At 70.8% G+C, this 13,580-nt stretch carries 14 protein-coding genes; 10 read left to right on the top strand and 4 right to left on the bottom strand.

The window, feature by feature from the left end; genetic code table 11:
• The first annotated feature begins 27 nt into the window (after positions 1-27).
• A complete protein-coding gene (locus ACIREO_RS06680; RefSeq protein ID WP_404106000.1) occupies positions 28-1,167 on the top strand; it encodes a CaiB/BaiF CoA transferase family protein in 1,140 nt (379 codons plus the stop codon).
• Positions 1,168-1,231: 64 nt separating this feature from the next.
• Here the strand turns inward: ACIREO_RS06680 and ACIREO_RS06675 are convergent, their stop codons facing one another.
• Positions 1,232-2,005, bottom strand: a complete 774-nt coding sequence (locus ACIREO_RS06675) for an aldolase/citrate lyase family protein (protein ID WP_404105998.1) — start codon at positions 2,003-2,005, stop codon at positions 1,232-1,234.
• A gap of 250 nt (positions 2,006-2,255) precedes the next feature.
• Here ACIREO_RS06675 and ACIREO_RS06670 point away from each other — a divergent pair, with 250 nt between their 5' ends.
• The 9 genes from ACIREO_RS06670 (at position 2,256) to ACIREO_RS06630 (ending at position 9,793) form a co-directional block, all read left to right on the top strand.
• A complete protein-coding gene (locus ACIREO_RS06670; RefSeq protein WP_404105995.1) occupies positions 2,256-2,825 on the top strand; it encodes a DoxX family protein in 570 nt (189 codons plus the stop codon).
• Between the two features lie 217 nt (positions 2,826-3,042).
• Positions 3,043-3,672, top strand: a complete 630-nt coding sequence (locus ACIREO_RS06665; protein ID WP_404105992.1) for a TetR/AcrR family transcriptional regulator — start codon at positions 3,043-3,045, stop codon at positions 3,670-3,672.
• 104 nt (positions 3,673-3,776) lie between these two features.
• On the top strand, positions 3,777-5,111 hold the full coding sequence (locus ACIREO_RS06660; protein ID WP_404105989.1) for an SRPBCC family protein: 1,335 nt from the start codon (positions 3,777-3,779) through the stop codon (positions 5,109-5,111).
• 1 nt (position 5,112) lies between these two features.
• Complete coding sequence (locus ACIREO_RS06655; RefSeq protein ID WP_404105986.1) at positions 5,113-5,451, top strand: 2Fe-2S iron-sulfur cluster-binding protein; 339 nt, start codon at positions 5,113-5,115, stop codon at positions 5,449-5,451.
• 40 nt (positions 5,452-5,491) lie between these two features.
• Complete coding sequence (locus ACIREO_RS06650; protein WP_404105983.1) at positions 5,492-7,144, top strand: FAD-binding protein; 1,653 nt, start codon at positions 5,492-5,494, stop codon at positions 7,142-7,144.
• The gene (locus ACIREO_RS06645) at positions 7,141-8,169 is read left to right on the top strand and encodes a thiamine pyrophosphate-dependent dehydrogenase E1 component subunit alpha (RefSeq protein WP_404105980.1); all 1,029 of its coding nucleotides are present in this window, start codon (positions 7,141-7,143) and stop codon (positions 8,167-8,169) included. The genes ACIREO_RS06650 and ACIREO_RS06645 overlap by 4 nt, the downstream gene beginning before the upstream one ends.
• On the top strand, positions 8,166-9,170 hold the full coding sequence (locus ACIREO_RS06640; protein ID WP_404105977.1) for an alpha-ketoacid dehydrogenase subunit beta: 1,005 nt from the start codon (positions 8,166-8,168) through the stop codon (positions 9,168-9,170). Before ACIREO_RS06645 ends, ACIREO_RS06640 begins: the two co-directional genes overlap by 4 nt.
• Before the next feature lie 12 nt (positions 9,171-9,182).
• Positions 9,183-9,413 carry a biotin/lipoyl-containing protein gene (locus ACIREO_RS06635; protein ID WP_404105974.1) on the top strand — a complete coding sequence of 77 codons (231 nt, stop codon included), beginning with the start codon at positions 9,183-9,185 and terminating at the stop codon, positions 9,411-9,413.
• A 50-nt stretch (positions 9,414-9,463) separates the two neighbouring features.
• The gene (locus ACIREO_RS06630; protein ID WP_404105971.1) at positions 9,464-9,793 is read left to right on the top strand and encodes a hypothetical protein; all 330 of its coding nucleotides are present in this window, start codon (positions 9,464-9,466) and stop codon (positions 9,791-9,793) included.
• Between the two features lie 13 nt (positions 9,794-9,806).
• On the opposite strand, the gene ACIREO_RS06625 is transcribed toward ACIREO_RS06630, so the two are convergent.
• The 3 genes from ACIREO_RS06625 to ACIREO_RS06615 are packed head-to-tail and all read right to left on the bottom strand — an operon-like array spanning position 9,807 to position 13,487.
• Positions 9,807-11,189 (bottom strand): amidohydrolase family protein, encoded by a 1,383-nt coding sequence (locus tag ACIREO_RS06625; RefSeq protein ID WP_404105968.1) that lies wholly within the window; start codon positions 11,187-11,189, stop codon positions 9,807-9,809.
• Positions 11,186-12,460: a CoA transferase gene (locus tag ACIREO_RS06620; protein ID WP_404105966.1), complete on the bottom strand. Its 1,275-nt coding sequence runs from the start codon at positions 12,458-12,460 to the stop codon at positions 11,186-11,188. Before ACIREO_RS06620 ends, ACIREO_RS06625 begins: the two co-directional genes overlap by 4 nt.
• Complete coding sequence (locus ACIREO_RS06615) at positions 12,444-13,487, bottom strand: enoyl-CoA hydratase/isomerase family protein (protein ID WP_404105963.1); 1,044 nt, start codon at positions 13,485-13,487, stop codon at positions 12,444-12,446. The genes ACIREO_RS06620 and ACIREO_RS06615 overlap by 17 nt, the downstream gene beginning before the upstream one ends.
• Between the last annotated feature and the right edge of the window lie 93 nt (positions 13,488-13,580).

Genomic DNA, 13,580 nt, shown 5'->3' with positions numbered 1-13,580 from the left:
ACTGTTCAGCACTTGCAAGGAGTCATCATGCCCGGTCCCCTGCGGGGAACACGCCTCGTCGAATTCGCCGGCCTGGGGCCGGGCCCCTTCGCCGGCCTGCTCCTGGCCGATCTGGGAGCCGAGATCATCAGGATCGACCGGATACCCCTTCCGGGGGCGTCCGGCGACACCGCCCTCAACCCCGTGCAGCGCGGCCGCAGTTCGGTGGCCGTCGATCTCAAGAACCCGAAGGCCGTCGAAGCGGTCCTGCGCCTGATCGCCTCGTCCGACGCCCTGATCGAGGGCTTCCGGCCCGGTGTGATGGAGCGCCTCGGAATCGGCCCCGAGGTGTGTCTCGCCCGGCAGCCCGCCCTCGTCTACGGCAGGGCGACCGGGTGGGGGCAGAGCGGACCCCAGGCCCATCTCGCCGGCCACGACATCAACTACCTCGCCCTGTCCGGGGCGCTCGACCCCATCGGCCGGCGGGACTCGGGCCCCGTGCCCCCGGTCAACCTCCTCGGTGACTACGGCGCCGGCGGCCTCTACCTCGCCCTCGGCGTTGTCGCCGCCCTGCTGGAAGCCCGAGGCTCCGGGCAGGGCCAGGTCGTCGACGCGGCGATCGTCGACGGGGCGGCGCACATGACGACCACGCTCCAGTGGAAGCGCTCCATCGGCACCTGGAACACTGAGCGGGGCACCAACACCCTCGACACCGGAGCGCACTTCTACGACGTCTACGAGACCGCCGACGGCCGACACGTGTCGATCGGAGCGCTCGAACCGCAGTTCTACGCGCGACTGCGGGACGTCATGGAACTCACCGGACCCGAGTGGGACGACCCGCGCGACGAGACGCGCTGGCCGGAACTGAGCGCGCGGATGGCGGAGTTGTTCCGGACCGGGACCCGGGACGAGTGGTGTGCCCGGTTCGCCGGCCACGACGCCTGTTTCGCACCGGTCCTGACCCTCGACGAGGCCCCGGCGCACGAGCACAACGTCGCCCGGAACACCTTCGGGGAGCGGGACGGCGTGGTACAGCCGAACCCCGCGCCGCGGCTGTCCAGGACTCCCGGCGAGATCGGCTGCCCGCCGCCGGCGGCGGGGGCCGATACGGAGGCGGTGCTGAGCGCGGCCGGATTCGGTGCCGAGGAGATCGCCGCGTTGCGCAAGGAGGGTGCGGTGCAGTGAGCGGTGGGCCGCACCCGCCTCACCGGACGGGTGCGGCCCACCACGCGGGATCCCGGGGCCCATGTCAGGACTCGGACGTGCACCCGTAACGGAGAGCCAGATCCTCACTGCCCCGGGCCAGCAGGGTCACGTCGGCTCCCACCAGGACGAAGCGGGCTCCGGCGGTGATGTAGCGACGGGCGAAGACCTCGTTGAAGGCATTGACCCCGGCGGCCGTCCCGCACGAGGTGATCACGCCGAGCGCCTTCTCGACGGTCTCCACCACCTCCGGATGCTGGGGTGCGCCCAGGTGCCCCATCGATGCCGCCAGGTCGGCCGGCCCGATGAACACGGCATCGACCCCCGGAACCGTGGCGATCTCCGGCAACTGCCTTATGCCTTCGGACGATTCGACCTGCACGGTCACGGTCACCTGCTCGTCGGCCGTCGTGAGGTAGTCGGTGTCCCGGTTCCACCGGGAGGCTCGGGCCAAGGCGCTGCCCACGCCGCGGATCCCTGCCGGGGGGTAACGGGTGGCGGACACGATGGCGGCGGCCTCATCGGCCGACTCCACCATGGGCACCATCAGGTTGCGCACGCCGATGTCCAGCAGTCGCTTGATGCCGGCGGGGTCCGCGTCGACGGGCCGGACGACGACCTCGGGCGGAGAGCCGGCCACCGCCTGCAACTGCGCCAGCGTGGAGCGCAGATCGTTGGGGACGTGCTCCATGTCCAGCATCAGCCAGTCCAGTCCGGCGCCCGCGCAGATCTCCGCGACGTACGGATCGCCGGTGGCGAGCCACATGCCTATTTGCGGCCGGTCGGCACAGAGTAGGGCGGCCCAACGGCTGGAGGTCATCGTGGTTCCTTTCGAGGCCCCTGGCTGTACCAGCGACTGACATCCATGTCACTGTAGTCGGGGAGGTGTGAGTCGGTGAGACTGTGGAAGTCTGCCCGCACTGCTCAGGGGAATGCAAGATTTCTGACAGGAACGTTCATTACGTGAAAAGGTTGGGTCGCTGGAGCGGTGGCCGCGGCCTTGTGCGAACCCAAGGGCTCGCCGGACCCGGACCGCGTCTCCCCTGATGTCGAGAGGAACTGAACCGATCATGGCTGTATCTGGTACTCCGGACAGTGCGTCCGATGGTGCGCGGGACGCCGCTGCGCTCGTTCTGCGGAGTGTTCTCGGGCCGATGCTCATCGCCCACGGCTGGAACAAGGCCGCCGGAGCGGGTGGGCTCGACGGTACTGCCGGATGGTTCCGCAGTCTGGGGCTCGAACCCGCCCACGTGCACGCCCGGATGGCGGCCGGCACCGAACTCGCGGCCGGCGCGGCTCTGACCGTGGGGGCGGGCGGGTCGCTCCCCGCCGCGGCGGCCGTCGGTCTGATGGCTGTGGCGGCGCGAACGGACCACCGGGGCAAGGGATTCTTCGTGTTCAAGGGCGGCTGGGAGTACACCGGCGTGGTCGCCGGTGCGTCCGTGGCTCTGGCGGCGCTGGGCAGTGGCCGCTGGTCCGTCGACCGGCTGTTCGGGCGTGGAGGCCGCGGCGGAACACGCTCCGCACTGACCGCCCTGGGCCTCGGCGGCGCCGCCGCCGCGGTGCTGCTCGCCGCCTGCTACCGGCCGGTGGCCGAGGACGCGGAGGTCGACGCCGCCACCGAGACGGGGGAGGCCTGAGCGGCTGCCGCTCTCTTCTCCGGCTGCCCGCTCCCCGCCCGTACCGTCTCCAGGCGTGACCGGACCTGTGGCCCCTCCGGCGGACGCGTACCTCGACCCGGTCTGACCGGAGCCCGCGGCGGCTCCGGCGGCCCGGTGCGGCCCCCCATGATCGTCGCCCCGCCGGAACGGCGTGGGACGATGGCTCCGGGACGGGGTACAGGGAAGGGCGGAAGTGATGGTGCAGGCAGCCCGGCGGGGGCGCCCCACGGGGGCGGACGGCGAGCAGACACGGCGCCGCATCATGGGCGAGGCGATGGACTATGTCGCCGAGGTCGGGTACGGCCACGCGACCATGAAGGCGATCGCGGAACGCGCCGGTCTGACGAGTGCTGCCATCTATCGGTACTTCCCTGCCAAACAGCAACTGGTGAGCACCATCCTCGCGGAGATGGTCGATGTGGTCATCGGTCGTCTGGACAGGGCGACCCATATCCCGGGCACGCTGCAGGACCGCTTCATCGCCCTGCTGGAGGAGTCACTCGACTGTGTCCGCGACTACCCGGCGGCGGCGAGGCTGAGCGAGGCCGCACGGGTGGAGTCGGGGCGGATTCCGGAGTTTCAGGAGGTCCTCGACGGCCGGCTGCGGGCGGAGGAGAAGCTGTACGAGCGGCTCATCGACGATGCGATCCGCCGGGGTGAGCTTCCCGCGGGCACGGACCGGCAGGCGATCAGCGACATGCTCACCTCCATCACCTGGGGCCTGACGCACCTCTCCGCGCTCGTGCCCCGCGCGCGCCACGCGGCCGCGATCCGCCAGGTGGAGGAGCTGCTCGCGAGCGGGTCCGTGCTGTCCCGGCGCGGCTGAGGTCCTCGGCGATTCAGTGGTGCACATCTCTTGACCGGCACCCGCATGCTTCTTAATGTAATCAACCAGTTAATTACTTACGTTGCGCCAAAGGAGGCAGCGACGTGTCACCCGATCATGACCTTGAGGCTGTGGCCTCACATCCGCACGCGATAGTCGACCCGAAGCGGGTCCCCGCCCAGCGCTACTACTCCGCCGAGTTCGCCCGGCTGGAGAAGGAGAAGCTGTGGCCGCACGTCTGGCAGGTCGCCTGTCGGCTCGAAGACATCCCCGAGACCGGGGACTACATCGAATACGAAATCAACGACGAGTCGGTTCTGGTCATCCGGGAGTCCGAGGACTCGATCAAGGCGTACTACAACGCCTGTCGGCACCGTGCCACCGCACTCGGCAACGGTGCCGGAACCTTCCACGGCGGACAGATCGTCTGCCCTTACCACGGCTGGCGCTGGAACCTCGACGGCTCCAACTCCTACGTCTACGCCTCCAAGCGCGGATTCACCCCCGCCTGCCTGGACAAGGACAACCTGCGGCTGCGCGAATGCCTGACCGGCACGTGGGGAGGCATGGTCTTCATCAACATGGACCTGCAGGCGTCGCCGCTGGAGGAGTACCTGGGCGGAATCAAGAAGGTACTGGACCCGGTCGGCTTCGACCGCATGCGCGTGCGCTGGTGGCGCCATGTGATCCTGCCCTGCAACTGGAAGATGGCGCAGGAGGCGTTCCTGGAGGCCTACCACGTCATGCAGGCCCACCCCTCGCTCTCCATGGGGGCGGCCGACGACGACTACGACCTCGACGCGTTCGCCGGCGACTTCGAGTGCTTCGAAGAGGGCCACGCCCACATGCGCCACTCGTCCAGCGGGGACATCCCTGTCAAGGGGATGACCAAGGCGGAGTACTTCATCCAGTACAACAACGCCCTGTACTTCGGCACCGACGCCTTCACGACGGAGCGGGAGATGTTCGTCCAGCAGGGTCTGCTGGAGAAGGACATCCCCGATGACGAGTTCCCCGCGAAGTTCTTCGAGGCGCTCTACGCGTACGCCCAGGGGGCGGGCATCCCGTTGCCGCCGCCCGCCACGGACACCACCGGGTACGGGCACATCTTCCCGAACCTGACGTTCCTGCCGGGGTACGGCACCAACATCATCTATCGGTCGCGGCCGAACGGCGACGACCCGGAGAGCTGCGTCTTCGAGGTCTGGGCGGTGCAGATCCCCGGCGCCGACTCGGGCGAACCCGAGCGTCCCGAGCTGGAGGGGCCTGTTCCGGTCGAGGAGTGGCCGCAGATCTTCCAGGAGGACTTCCAGAACGTCATCGGCCAGCAGAAGGGTGTGCGCGGCTCCGGCATCGACGAGCTGATCATGTCCGGGCCGTACGAGGCGATGATCATCAACAGCCATCGCACCATCGACCGCCACCTCGGCGGGAAATGACGTGGACGCACGCGTACGCGTCGAGCCCGCGGGGGTCGAACTCACTCCGCGGGCCGGCGAGACCGTCTTCGAGGCGGCCCTGCGGGCGGGGCTTTCCTGGCCGACCATCTGCTACGGCCAGGCCCGCTGCACCGCCTGCGCACTCAAGGTGACCGACGGGCACCCGGTGACGGACCCGCCCGGTCCCGAAGAACAAGGCGTCCTGAAACAGTTGGCCCAGCGGCGCCGGGGATCCGTCCGCCACACGCGGCTGGCCTGCCGGCTCACCGTGACCGGCCAGGTCACCGTCGAGAAGAACGGCGTCAAACCGGCGGACGAGAGTGCCCCGGATCCCCACTGACCGGCGGTGTCACCGCCGACGTAATCCAAGGACCACACCCATGGCACAACAGCCCAACCGGGTGCCGGCGGCCGAGACCTACGACGTGATCGTCGTCGGTTTCGGCGGCGCCGGCGCCTGTGCCGCCATCGCGGCGGCGGAGGCGGGAGCCTCCGTTCTCGTTCTGGAACGCTCCTACGGGGGCGGCTCCACCGCCCATTCCGGCGGTGTCGTCTACGCGGGCGGCGGCACCGACGTCCAGCGGGAGGCGGGAGTCCCCGACTCTCCCGACGAGATGTTCGCCTACCTGAAGCACGAGGCCCAGGGCGTCGTCTCGGACGAGACTCTGCGGTCCTTCGTCGAGGGAAGCCCCCGGATGATCGACTGGCTGCGGGAGCAGGACCTCACCTTCCAGGGCAGTCTCTGCGACTACAAGACGTCGTACCCGACCAACCGCCACTACCTCTACTACTCCGGCAACGAACTGACCGCGGAGGCCCGGGCGGTGGCCGAACCCGCGGCCCGCGGCCACCGGGTCCACGCCAAGAACTTCACCGGCGCGGTCTTCTTCGCGCGGCTGCGCGACTCGGCGATCCGCAAGGGCGTCACCGTACGCCCGCTGGCCGACGTGCGCCGGCTCCTCATCGAGGACGGCCACGTCGTCGGTGTGGAGTACGAGGCTCCGGAAAAGGGCCGGGGACCGGGCCGCTGGCACGAGAAACTCGCCGAAGTGGCCGGGAAGATGACCATCTACTACCGGCCGGCGGGCGACCGGCTGAGCCGTCTCTCCGACGTCGCCCGGCGACGCCACACCCAGGTGTACCGGGCCCGGGCCCGCGGCGGCGTCGTACTGGCCACCGGAGGCTTCGGCTTCGACAAGGAAATGATCCGGCAGCACGCACCGCGTTACGCCGGTCTGAACGCGCTCGGCCCCGGCGGCGAGAACGGCTCCGCGGTGAAGCTCGGGTCCCAGGCCGGGGCCGCCACCGGCCGGATGGACTCGATATCGGGCTGGCGCTTCATAGCACCGCCGTCGGCCTTCATGGAGACCATCGTCGTGGACGGTGACGGCCGACGGTTCGCCAACGAGCAGCTCTACGGTGCGACGATGACCAAGCCGCTCATGGAGGAGCGCGGCGGACGTGGCTTCGTCATCGCCGACGCAGCCACCTGGCGCAAGGCGCGGGCCCAGATCCGCACCCAGGCCGCCTTTTTCCAGGTTCCCCAACTCGCTTATGTGTTCAGCCGGTTCGGGCACCGTAAGGCGGACACGCTGGAGCGGCTCGCCCGCATCTGCCGGATCGACCCCGCCGGGCTCATAGGGGCAGCCGCCGAACACGACGCGGCCATCGCCGCCGGTGAACCGGACGCCCACGGCAAGAGCGACGAATTCCGTCACGCGCTGGGAGCCGGGCCGTACTACGCCGTGGATATCTCCCCGGTCGCTTCCCGCGTCTTCTACCCGCTCCCCTTCATCACCCTCGGCGGGCTCGTCGTGGACGAGCGGACCGGCGAGACGGTCCACGAGGGCGGAGCGCCCGTCTCCGGCCTCTACGCGGCGGGCCGGGCCGCGGTCGGGATCTGCAGCAACAGCTATGTATCGGGCCTGTCCCTGGCCGACGCCGTCTTCTCGGGACGACGCGCCGGCGACCACGCGGCCCGCGCCGCCCGTTCCGCGGCGGCAGCCGGGGGACAGAAGGAGGAAACCCCGTGACCGCACTACCACCCGAGCCGGACGCGAAGATCCTGCTCGACCTCTTCACCAACGCCACCCGGATCAAGCTCTTCGACGAGAAGTACCTCTCGCTGATGAAGGCGGGGCAGATCGGCGGCATGTACTACTCGCCACGCGGTCAGGAGTTCGCGGCCGTGTCCGTGGCCCAGCACCTGCGGCGCGACGACTACGTCGTCACCATCTACCGCGGGTTGCACGACCAGATCGCCAAGGGGGTCCCGATGCGTGAGCTGTGGGCCGAATACCTGGGCAAGGCCGCCGGCACCTGCAAGGGCAAGGGCGGGCCCATGCACGTCACGTCGCCCGAGCACGGCCTCATGGTCACCACCGGCGTCGTCGGTTCCGGCATCCCGATCGCCAACGGGCTCGCGCTTTCGTCGCAGTTGCGCGGCACCGACCAGGTGGCGGTGACCAACTTCGGTGACGGCGCCACCAACATCGGGGCGTTCCACGAGGCGCTCAACCTCGCCTCGGTGTGGAAGCTCCCCGTCGTCTTCGTCTGCCAGAACAACCAGTTCGCCGAGTACACGCCGCTGCGCGAGGGCACCTCGGTGGAACGGATCGCCGATCGCGCCGTCGCCTACGGCATGCCCGGCGAGACCGTGGACGGCAACGACCCGGTCGCCATGTGGCAGGCCGCGGGGCGGGCCGTCGAGCGGGCCCGGCGGGGTGAGGGGCCCACCCTGCTGGAGGCGAACACCTTCCGCTTCAACGGGCACCTGATCGGCGACCAGCAGAAGTACATGCCCAAGGAACTCCTGCGCGCGGCGATCGAGGCCGACCCGGTGCCGCGCTTCCGCGCCAGGCTGATCGCCGACGGGACGGCCACCGAGGCCGAGCTGGCCGCCATCGAGGAACAGGCCGCTGAGGAGGTCGCGGATGCCGCGGCGTTCGCCCTGGCCGCCGAGTATCCCGACACCGCCGAACTCACCACGGACGTGTACTCCACCTCTTCAGCGGCAGGCTCCGCCTCGCCCCGTTCCCCGGAAGCAGCTGCCCGATGACGGTCACTCAGCCCAAGACCCGCACCATGGGCCAGGTGCAGGCCATCAACGAGGCCCTGGATGTCGCACTCGGCGCGGACCCCTCGGTCTTCCTGCTCGGCGAGGACATCCAGGAACCCAGCGGCGGCGGATTCGGCGTTCACAAGGGCCTGGGCAACAAGTACGGCACCGCACGGGTCCGCCACACCCCGATCTCGGAGCAGGCCATCATGGGCGCGGCGGTCGGCGCCGCGATCTCCGGGATGCGGCCGGTCGCCGAGATCATGCTGATGAACTTCATCCACGTCGCCGCGGACCAGCTCATCAACCACGCCGCCAAACTGCGCTACATGTCCGGGGGACGCACACCCGTTCCGCTCACCGTACGCACCACCACCGGTACCGGCGGCGGGTTCGGCGCCCAGCACTCCGACATGCTGGAGGCCACCCTGGTGCACGCCGCCGGGCTGAAGGTCGTCGTGCCCAGTAACCCGGCGGACGCCAAGGGGCTGTTGCTGTCCTGCATCTTCGACGACGACCCGTGCGTTTTCGTCGAGATGAGCCAGCTGTACTTCGCCGCCAAGGGAGAGGTCCCGGAAGGGGATTACCGCATCCCGCTCGGCAAGGCCCGCATCGCCCGCGCCGGCTCGGACATCACACTGCTCACCTATGGACGGCAGGTCGGGGAGTGCCTGGCGGTCGCCGAGACACTGGCGGCCGACGGCATCGACGCCGAGGTGGTGGATCTGCGCACCCTCAACCCGCTGGACACCGAGACCGTACTCGGCTCGGTCGCCAGGACGAAGCGCGCGGTGGTCGTGCACGAGGCCGTGCGCCGCAACGGCTTCGGCGCCGAACTCGCCGCGATCATCCAGGAGGAGCTGTTCGGCGAACTGGCCGGGCCGGTACTCCGGGTAACCGCGCCGGACACCCCCGTGCCGTACGCGAAGTCACTGGAGGACGCGTTCCTCCCCGGAGCGGTTCGTATCGAGGCCGCGGCCCGCAGCCTCACCAAGTCCTAGAAAGCAGCGCACATGAGTCACGAACTGCACATCCCCCAGCTCGGGGTGACGATGACCGAGGGCGAGATCACCGAGTGGACGGTGAGCTCCGGGGACACCGTGGAAGAGGGGCAGGTGTTGTACGTCCTGGCCACCGACAAGACGGAGACCGAGATCGAGGCCCCGGCCTCCGGCACCGTCGAGATCATCGGAAAGACTGAGGAGACCTACGCGGTAGGCACCCTGATCGGCCGGATCGCCTGACGATGTGCCGGAGCCGTCGTGTGCGGCACCCGGCTGGGAGGAGACCATTCATGGCCAAGGGCCTGCTGTACGTGGAGTCATGGCCGAGCGCACCCGAGCGCGAGGCCGAGTACCACGCCTGGTACGAAGAGATTCATCTGCCCGAAGTGGTCGCTCTGGAGGGCTTCGTGTCGGCGCGGCGGCTCGCTCCCCTCGACGGGGCCGGACCGTTCGTCGCCCTGTACGAGATGGAGGCGGACGACCTGCGGGCTGCCGTCGACGGGCTTCAGGAGGCCGTGCTGAGAGGTGACCTGCGGATGTCGGACGCCCTGCGGACCGATCCCATGCCGGTGATGCGCCTCATGGAGGTCACCGCGGTGCACGAGCCCACCGGGCGCTGACCCCTGAGGTCGGTCAGTGCGGGTGGACGACCCGTCCGTTCCGCAGGACCAGAGCGACCTGTCGCGCCGCGGGCTCGGCCAGGGCTTCGCGGAGGGGGACGGACAGCAGACACAGATCGGCGCGGAGGCCCGGTGCGACATGTCGCACCGGGCCTCCGGGGTCATGCGGAGACGACAGGAACCCGTCCAGTGCGATGCGGGGGGCGACCCGTTCGGCGGGAGAGACGATCCGGCCCGACGGCGTGCAGCGGGAGCTCGCAGCGGCCATCGAGGCCCACGGGTCCGGGTCGCCGTACGGGGCGTCGCTGGATGCCGCCACCGGGATGCCGTGCGCGAGCAGCGAGGCGTACGGGTAGAGGTGGGCACGGTCCGCAGGATCGACGTCGCGGAGGTAGTCGTCGCCCCTGGCGGTGAGGAGCGTGGGCTGGGTGACGACACGCACCCCGCAGTCGGCCAGCATCGGATACACCTCGGGCGGCACCACGGCAGCGTGCTCGATCCGGTCGCCGGCGTACGGGCCGGCCGACCGGAGCGCCACGAGGGTCAGAATCAGGGACTCCCGGGTCACGCAGTGCACGGCCACCGGCCGGCCGGACCGGTGGGTGGACTCGATCTGTTCGGCGAGTGCGTCCAGAGCGGGCAGGTCGTGGTCCCGCAGATGAATCTTGTGGGGCGTGCCACCGTCGGCCGCCCCCATGAGGTGGAGGGACTGGGGGAGCGCGCCGGAGGCGTCCGCGTCGCGCAGCAGCTTCAGCGCACCCGTGTCGAGATCGGGGGTCGCATCGGTGACGCCGGTGATGCCGTAGGAGGCGAGCCGGTCGCCCACCGGCCGGAGGTCGGGTGGTGCGGTCGGCAGGGCGGGGCGCAGCCGGGTGCCGTACCGCCAGAGCCGCCCGGTGGGGGCTCCGGAGGCGTCGCGTTCGACGTCGGGGGAGTCGTCCAGTACATGGGCGACTCGTCGCAGCGCAGGTGAGTTGAGGATCCACAGGGCTCCGCCGCGGTGCTGGATCCTGACCGGGTGGTCCGGGACCAGCCGGTCCAGCAGGTGCCGGTCCGGGAGGCCGGCGACCGATTCGGCGTAGTCGGTGCCGCGCAGCCAGCCGCCCGGTGGGAGGCCCTGGACCGCTGCCCGCAGGGTGGTGGCGAGTGTGTCGAGGCAGGTGACGGCCGGCGGTCCGCAGCCGACCGAGCCCGCGCGGGCGGCCAGCGCGAGCAGGTGGATGTGGTGGTCGTGCAGTCCGGGCAACAGCGCCCCGCCCCGGGCATCATGGACCTCCTCCCCGTCCCGGGGCCGCAGCCGTGGGCTCACCTCGGCGATGTGTGTTCCCCGGACGCGGACGTCGCGGAGCGCCCCGTCGAGTTCCACCCGCGCGATGAGCATCCCGGTGCCGGTCATTCCGCGTGTCCCAGGTACGCGGCATTGTCCGCGCCGAGTGCGCGCGCCGGGCCGTGTGGGCTACGGGCGCGGGGGGCGTGTACGGGAAAGCGGGCGTGCTCGGTCTCCACCTGCCAGGTGCCGTCGGGGCGCCGGCTGACATCGTGCGGTTCGGGGCCGGGCGCGGCGGCTGCCGAGAGAGCGACCTCCCGCATCGCGAGGTCGATGAGCCGGCCGTGGCCCTCGCCCAGGGCGGCGGCGGTGGCAGCCGCTGCGGCCACTCCGGTCAGGGGGTCGGCCAGGGCGTCCCCACAGGGCAGCGGCTCGCCGGTCGCCGGGTCGTGGACGACCAGTCCCGCGGCGGCAGCCACGTCGTCGCCGAAGCCGACCCGCTCCGACCAGGGCCCGGTGCGGCCGTACGCCGTGATGCTGGTCCAGACCGTACCCCGGGCGACGGTCTCCTCCGCGAACACGCCCATCCTGCGCAGGGCGCGTGGGCGGGACGACTCAAGGACCACATCGGCCTGCTCGACCAGCCGCAGCAACGCGTCCCGGCCCCGGGGCGAGGCCAGGTCCAGACAGACCGAAGCGTGTCCGGCGTGCAGCAGGTCGTAGAAGCCGCGGGCGCCCGAGCGGGCGCCGTCGGGGCGGTCCGGGCTCTCGACCTTGACGACCCGGGCGCCCGCGAGACCCAGGAGATGCGCACACAAGGGGCCCGCCCACAGGGCGCTGAGATCGACGACGAGAGGTGGCCGACCGGTGTCGCGCCGTGGCGCGCCCGTCACCGTGGGGAGGGCGGAGCGGTGAGCCGCTTGCTCGTCCCTGGCTGCGCCCGGTGTCTCCGGTATCGAGGCAGCCGGGATTCCGAGGAGTTGAGCGCGGCTCACGGCATCCGCGGCCCGCTCCTCTGCGGCCCAGGCGGCGACCGCTGTCCAGGGATCACCGGCGTCTTCGGCCTCGACCAGTGCGGGAATCAGTTCGAGGTCCGTCGGGCGGGCCAGCGATACGCCGATCGGGCCGTCCACGCAGGACAGGATCCGGAAGGCACCGCCGGCCGACCAGGGTGCGCGGGGCACGAAGCCGGCCAGTGCGGCCCGTTCGCCGAGCAGTGCGTGCCCTGGCAGCCGGGCGGGATCCAGCCCGGTGTCGGCCGCGAACGCGGCCACAGCCCGCCGCACGGCACCGGCCGGATCGCCCGGCGAGGCCAGCGGTGGTCCGTCGGGCCGGCCGGTCAGTGCCATGCCGCCGCAGGCGGCCCAGCCTGCGAGTGGGCCGTCAGCCGTGGTCGGCAAGGTGATCCACCAGTCCCCAGTCCCGTGCCGTCTCCGCGTCCACGCGATGGCCGGTCAGCGCCAGCCAGGCGGTGCGCCAGCGACCGATCCGGTGGTTGATGCTGACCGTGCCGCCCGCTCCGGGTATCAATCCCATGGACACCTCGGGGAGTTGGAAGAAGGAATCCGGATGGGCGGTGACCCGCGCGGCGAACGCCGGCACCTCGATCCCGGCGCCGACGCACGCCCCGTGCAGCCGCGCGTGCACCCTTTCGCGGCAGCGGTCGACAGCTGCGCCCGCGCTCTGCCGCAGCCGCAGGACATGTGCGGTTGCCGGGTCGGACGCGGTGCCGAACTCGTCCAGGTCGCCGCCGCTGCAGAAGGAGGGGCCACGCCCGCGGAGTTCGACGGTGGTGACCGTGTCGTCCAGCCGGGCGATCTCCAGCGCCTCCACGAGGCCGTCGCGCAGCGCGGCACTGAACGCGTTGTGCCGCTGAGGCCGGTTGAGCTCGATCCGCAACAGTCCGCCGTCGCGGTGGACGAGGACGGGGTCGGTGGCCGGGGGAACGGGGCGCCGGGGCCGGGCGGTCCGCCAGGCGGCGAACTCGGGACCGGCCAGTAGCGTCGAATACGCGGCGGACTCTGCGGCCAGCCCCTCGGAGACCGGCAGTCGCTCGGTCACCCGCAGGAGCCCGGCCAGAGTCAGGGCGGCGAGCGGGGCACCCCGTACGGCCTGTGACACATGGTCGGCGGCGGCGTCCGCGTCGGCGACGGGCACATAGGCCCGGGGGTCGGCTCCCTGAGGTGCGGACCCTTCCAGCAGGGTGCAGTCGAGCGTAGGGAGCAGAGCGACGGCCGGGGCGGGGAGCGGCCCCCGGCCGACGCCCACCAGGATCCGGCCGTTGTGGCTGAGCTCGCGCACCTGGCCGAGCGCCCCTGGGTCATCCAGCTCGATCAGGGCGAGCGCGTTCTCCGGGCTGCCCTCCGCGTCCAGGCTCAACGGGGCCAGGCCGGTCGCCCGCTTCGCGTCCCCCGGTCCGCAGTTCACATGTCCTCCTGGACGGAGTTTCCGCCGTCGGTCGTAGGTGCTGCCGCAAGCCAAACAATTGTCTCTTCGAGCACACGCAGGAATTCAGCCCCT

This window comes from Streptomyces sp. NPDC102441 (genome assembly GCF_044765585.1).
In the GTDB taxonomy this organism is placed as follows: domain Bacteria; phylum Actinomycetota; class Actinomycetes; order Streptomycetales; family Streptomycetaceae; genus Streptomyces.
The sequence above is the reverse complement of the archived record's forward strand: the minus strand, read 5'-3'. Positions and strand labels throughout refer to the sequence as shown.

Bases quoted from the DNA above. Each gene is read 5' to 3' on its own strand.
- ACIREO_RS06680 (WP_404106000.1), top strand. From the start codon at position 28: ATGCCCGGTCCCCTGCGGGGAACACGCCTCGTCGAATTCGCCGGCCTG.
- ACIREO_RS06675 (WP_404105998.1), bottom strand. From the start codon at position 2,005: ATGACCTCCAGCCGTTGGGCCGCCCTACTCTGTGCCGACCGGCCGCAA.
- ACIREO_RS06670 (WP_404105995.1), top strand. From the start codon at position 2,256: ATGGCTGTATCTGGTACTCCGGACAGTGCGTCCGATGGTGCGCGGGAC.
- ACIREO_RS06665 (WP_404105992.1), top strand. From the start codon at position 3,043: ATGGTGCAGGCAGCCCGGCGGGGGCGCCCCACGGGGGCGGACGGCGAG.
- ACIREO_RS06650 (WP_404105983.1), top strand. From the start codon at position 5,492: ATGGCACAACAGCCCAACCGGGTGCCGGCGGCCGAGACCTACGACGTG.
- ACIREO_RS06640 (WP_404105977.1), top strand. From the start codon at position 8,166: ATGACGGTCACTCAGCCCAAGACCCGCACCATGGGCCAGGTGCAGGCC.
- ACIREO_RS06635 (WP_404105974.1), top strand. From the start codon at position 9,183: ATGAGTCACGAACTGCACATCCCCCAGCTCGGGGTGACGATGACCGAG.
- ACIREO_RS06630 (WP_404105971.1), top strand. From the start codon at position 9,464: ATGGCCAAGGGCCTGCTGTACGTGGAGTCATGGCCGAGCGCACCCGAG.
- ACIREO_RS06625 (WP_404105968.1), bottom strand. From the start codon at position 11,189: ATGACCGGCACCGGGATGCTCATCGCGCGGGTGGAACTCGACGGGGCG.